Consider the following 4,088-nt stretch of genomic DNA (forward strand, 5'->3'; position numbering starts at 1 on the left):
CTTCAATTGTTCTTTGGTTATGCCTCATTTTATCCTGTATCAGTGTTTTCTTCTTAGCATTCTCAATCCCAATTGTGGTTAGGATATTTGGTTTATCAGCTCAGAATTGGCTAAAACCAAGTCGTACAAATGGCGTAAGAAAAAAGGATTGTTTCGTTTCACAATTATTGCTGTTGAATGGATATTTTGCTCGCTTAATTGAGCCAGTCTAATTAAAATCGTTTTACAGCAAATCTTGGTAAATCAGTTCTTTACCAAGTTTATCGGAGCGAAAGCAAGGCTCGTATAACAAAGCAATCAACACGATGCTATTACACTCAGCATTCGCGGTTTGGAGTATAATTGGTTTTGTAATTAAGGCGTTCGCACGTGTTATTGCGGCGTTATATGCTTTTTTAAGCTCACGGCTTAATTTATTGGAATGATAGGTGATGGAATATTTATTGGTTCTTCTTCATGTGGCTTTAATTTGGATGTTAGCTGTTGCGACTCCTGGTGCTAATGTACTTTTAACGATCAACACTGCACTTAATTACGACCGTAAAATTGCGGCTTTTTCTGCTTTCGGTGTTAGTTGTGCAACGTTACTGTGGTCGTTTTTTGGTGGCTCCGGCTTAGTTATTCTCTTTTCTCATTTCCCTCAATTATTTGGTTTAATGAAAGTGGTAGGCGGTAGTTATTTATTGTATTTGGGAATGCGTCAGATTTATCTAACTCAAAAAGTAAAGAGGTTAGGTGGGTTAACTGAAAGCAATCAAATAGTATCACCATCGAAAAGAAAGGTTTTCATTTCAGCATTTATCACCAGTATTTTAAATCCGAAAACTGGTTTCTTCGTTGTCAGTTTATTCAGTGTATCTATGCCTGAAAACATGAGTGCAACGATGATATTAGCAATAATGTTAACAATGTCCTCAATTACGCTTAGTTGGCATTTATTTTTAGCTACAGCATTTTCTCATGAATCAGCTAAAAGCGTTTATGCTCGTATTTCTGGGGTTATGGATTATGTCACTGGTGGATTGTTTACCATTTTTGGCATCAAAGTAATGACCTCATAGTAAGAATGGTTGTTTGCATATAACAAATGCATCAACACGATTTACTACATTCGGCATTGTAGATTTGTCTTTGGTTTCAGTGATTAAGGTAGTAAAATTCAGCTTAATCTGCATAGTAGTAAACGTGTTATGCAGGCGTTAAGCGGTAGGGGGGATAAGTGAGTATTATTAAAGAATATACAGAATTAAATGTGGCTAGAAAATATGGATTATATTGGGCTCAATCAATTCATAGAGATGAGCCAAGTATTCATGGTACATATGTCTATCAACCAACAAAATATCCAATTGAGCCTTTTTATGAGATTTCATTAAAGTTTAAGCAGCTTAATGATTATATTTTTCTACAATTATGCGCAACGACTGAAAAGTTTGAACATGCTCAAGGTGAAGTAAATGACCCATTTTATATCAATGTCGATTGGTGCTTAGATAAAGAGATATCTCAGAATAATCTTGATTCGTGGGATTATAACCTGAAAGTGTTATCTATGGTTAACCCTATAATTCTAATTTCAACCTTTCTTGAATGGTCATTAAAACGTATTCTTAAAGAATATAGTGGTATATCTAAGTTCAAAGTTCCAGGTGGCAAAAGTAATATTGATGCTATTCTGGAAAAAATTATTAGTGATCATGATTTACAAATTGAAATACCTAAAGAGTTCCAGAGCCAACTAGATAACTACCGACATATACGTAATAATTTTGCTCATGGGGAATGGCTCAAGATAACGGCTATTGAGGACGGGGATATTAAGAAATACTTTATACATGTTAGTAATTTATTAAAGGCACTTGAAGATATATTAGTGTACAAGAAGCATACATTTACTGCTTCTGAAACAACCGCTTAACAAATGCATCAACACGATTTACTACACTCGGCAATCTCAGTTTGCCGAGTGTTTCTCGTTTTAAGGCGTCAATATTAAGTATAATTGCATGGTAGTAAACGTGTTATGCAGGCGTTATGTGCTTTTTTACTGTGTGAGGCTTACATCTTCTTTTCTATTGAAGTAGAACACATTTTATTAATCGTGAAGGGTATAATCTTAATCTTTGGTTGTTACTAAAACGAGAAAATTAACCTATGATCAAGCAGTGGAAAAATAAGCAATTTGAACGTTGGGCAATTACCCGTAAAAAAGGGCAGCTAAATTATGTTTTAAAGCAAACATTGATTATTGGTGGCGCTGTCTTGTTCGGTGGATTTATTGGCTATATTGTTTTCGATAAAATACGTACATGGGAAGAATATTGGCTAGACTTCTATGTACAAATATCTGCTTTACTCGTTTTTGGTTTAATCATAAATTATTTTATGTGGATAATAAGTGAAACCATTTATGAAAAAGAGTGTAAGAAAAGAAGGTTAGCAAAATCGTCAAATTCTTAATTACTCAATTTAAATCTAGTTCACGATATAAGGTTATGCTTTATGAAAGACCCTGATATTGAATTTCACAAATGGAAAAATGAACGTAAAAGAGGAATGATTAGCTATATGACACGTAGCTCTAGTCTTGCTCTATTTGGTTTACTTGTCGGTCACATTCTTGCTGGTTTTATTTTCCCATCTTCTGTGTGGTATTTATCATCAATACAAGAATCAGCGGTTTATATCACAATTGCAATTGGTGTATTGATACCAATAAGTCTAATTTCATGGTTTTTGCGAGAGCGTAAATATCAAAAACATCTGTCTAAATTGAAACGCACATAACAAATGCATCAACACGATTTGCTACATTCGGCATTCTAGGTTTCTTTGAGTTTACCGTGTTAAGTGGTAAATTTGAGCTTAATCTGCATAGTAGCAAACGTGTTATGCAGGCGTTATGCGCAGTTGGAAAAGGTAATATGAAAAAAGTTAAAATTAAAGTGTGTTCTTTGGGGGCTTTACCTAGAGAGTTCGATAAAAATATATTGGTAAAAATCAAATCTAAAATATTTGATATTGTCCCTGAGATTCATTCCTACAATTTAAGGGTCGAATCAGATCTTTATGAATGGGCTTATAGTGATAAAATCCTTAGTACTCAGATACCGTCAAGTGATGATAGTGATATTTTGATAGTCTTAACGTCAATACCACTTGAAGAGAATTATTACAGCCGTCGCTTACAAGATAATGTAGTTGTTTTTACATTTTATGAAATAAGTAATTACTTGAAGCTTGATAATATTCCACTCGAAAATGTAATAAAACGATTGTTTTATTCATACTCATTGGTTTATTTACGTAATAATAAAAAAATCCCAATGGCATATGAATTATCTAATTTTACTCATGATGATACTCGTGGTTGTATTTATGATATGAATGGCGTGAAAGATGATATTACGTCTTCATGTCATAAACCGATCGTTTGTGACGAATGTTGTGAGCGTATGCGTAATGAGAAAATTTCATCTGAAACCTTGGAAACAGTTAAGAGTGAATTGATAAAAATCACAAAGAATCGTTTTTATGTAATTGCAGATCTCGTTAAACAATATCCAATAGCATCATTAATTTTGTCATCTGTGTGGGCTGTGGCTTTAGGTGTTACAGGTTCGTTAATAGCAAATGCGGTAAGTGGCGCATAACAAATGCATCAACACGATTTGCTACATTCGGCATTCTAGGTTTCTTTGAGTTTACCGTGTTAAGTGGTAAATTTGGACTTATCTGCATAGTAGCAAACGTGTTATGCAGGCGTTATGTTCTAGGCGATAGATAATGGTTATCTAAAATATTACCTTTGTTTTTATTAACTTAGAAATTAGTGACATTAATCACAGTAGTTCTTCGCGATATTACAATAATGATATTTGTATATTTTGGTACAAATGGATTATTGAGGCTTAAATGCAAACTTACAACTCTTCAGGAATACGTGGTTTTGAGTTAAATTCTAATTCAATCACGGTTTGGTTTGATGAAACTGCTCGTTCAGTTAGTTATGACTACGATAGTGCGGGTAAGCAGCACATCGACAGAATGAAAATCATTGCAGTATCTGGCGGTGATCTTAATTCTTA

6 protein-coding genes are annotated in these 4,088 nt (G+C 33.8%); all 6 read left to right on the forward strand.

Annotated elements, in window-relative coordinates:
* On the forward strand, positions 1–212 hold a 212-nt coding region (locus tag Q1K78_RS16975; protein ID WP_300181574.1), incomplete at its 5' end, for a hypothetical protein.
* Positions 213–431: 219 nt separating this feature from the next.
* Complete coding sequence (locus Q1K78_RS16980) at positions 432–1,061, forward strand: LysE family transporter (protein WP_069594231.1); 630 nt, start codon at positions 432–434, stop codon at positions 1,059–1,061.
* Positions 1,062–1,219: 158 nt separating this feature from the next.
* Entirely contained in the window at positions 1,220–1,918 is a 699-nt protein-coding gene (locus Q1K78_RS16985) for a hypothetical protein (protein WP_300181576.1), read from the forward strand.
* A gap of 236 nt (positions 1,919–2,154) precedes the next feature.
* Complete coding sequence (locus Q1K78_RS16990; RefSeq protein WP_065593008.1) at positions 2,155–2,460, forward strand: hypothetical protein; 306 nt, start codon at positions 2,155–2,157, stop codon at positions 2,458–2,460.
* A gap of 42 nt (positions 2,461–2,502) precedes the next feature.
* Positions 2,503–2,787, forward strand: coding sequence for a hypothetical protein (locus tag Q1K78_RS16995; protein WP_300181579.1), 285 nt, complete (start codon positions 2,503–2,505; stop codon positions 2,785–2,787).
* Positions 2,788–2,843: 56 nt separating this feature from the next.
* The gene (locus Q1K78_RS17000; protein ID WP_300181581.1) at positions 2,844–3,653 is read left to right on the forward strand and encodes a hypothetical protein; all 810 of its coding nucleotides are present in this window, start codon (positions 2,844–2,846) and stop codon (positions 3,651–3,653) included.
* The last annotated feature ends 435 nt before the right edge of the window (positions 3,654–4,088 follow it).

It is taken from the genome of uncultured Aliivibrio sp. (assembly GCF_946479765.1).
GTDB lineage: Bacteria > Pseudomonadota > Gammaproteobacteria > Enterobacterales > Vibrionaceae > Aliivibrio.

What these genes read in the sequence shown, in the direction of transcription:
- Q1K78_RS16980 (WP_069594231.1), top strand. Translation starts at nt 432, where the DNA reads ATGGAATATTTATTGGTTCTTCTTCATGTGGCTTTAATTTGGATGTTA.
- Q1K78_RS16990 (WP_065593008.1), top strand. Translation starts at nt 2,155, where the DNA reads ATGATCAAGCAGTGGAAAAATAAGCAATTTGAACGTTGGGCAATTACC.
- Q1K78_RS16995 (WP_300181579.1), top strand. Translation starts at nt 2,503, where the DNA reads ATGAAAGACCCTGATATTGAATTTCACAAATGGAAAAATGAACGTAAA.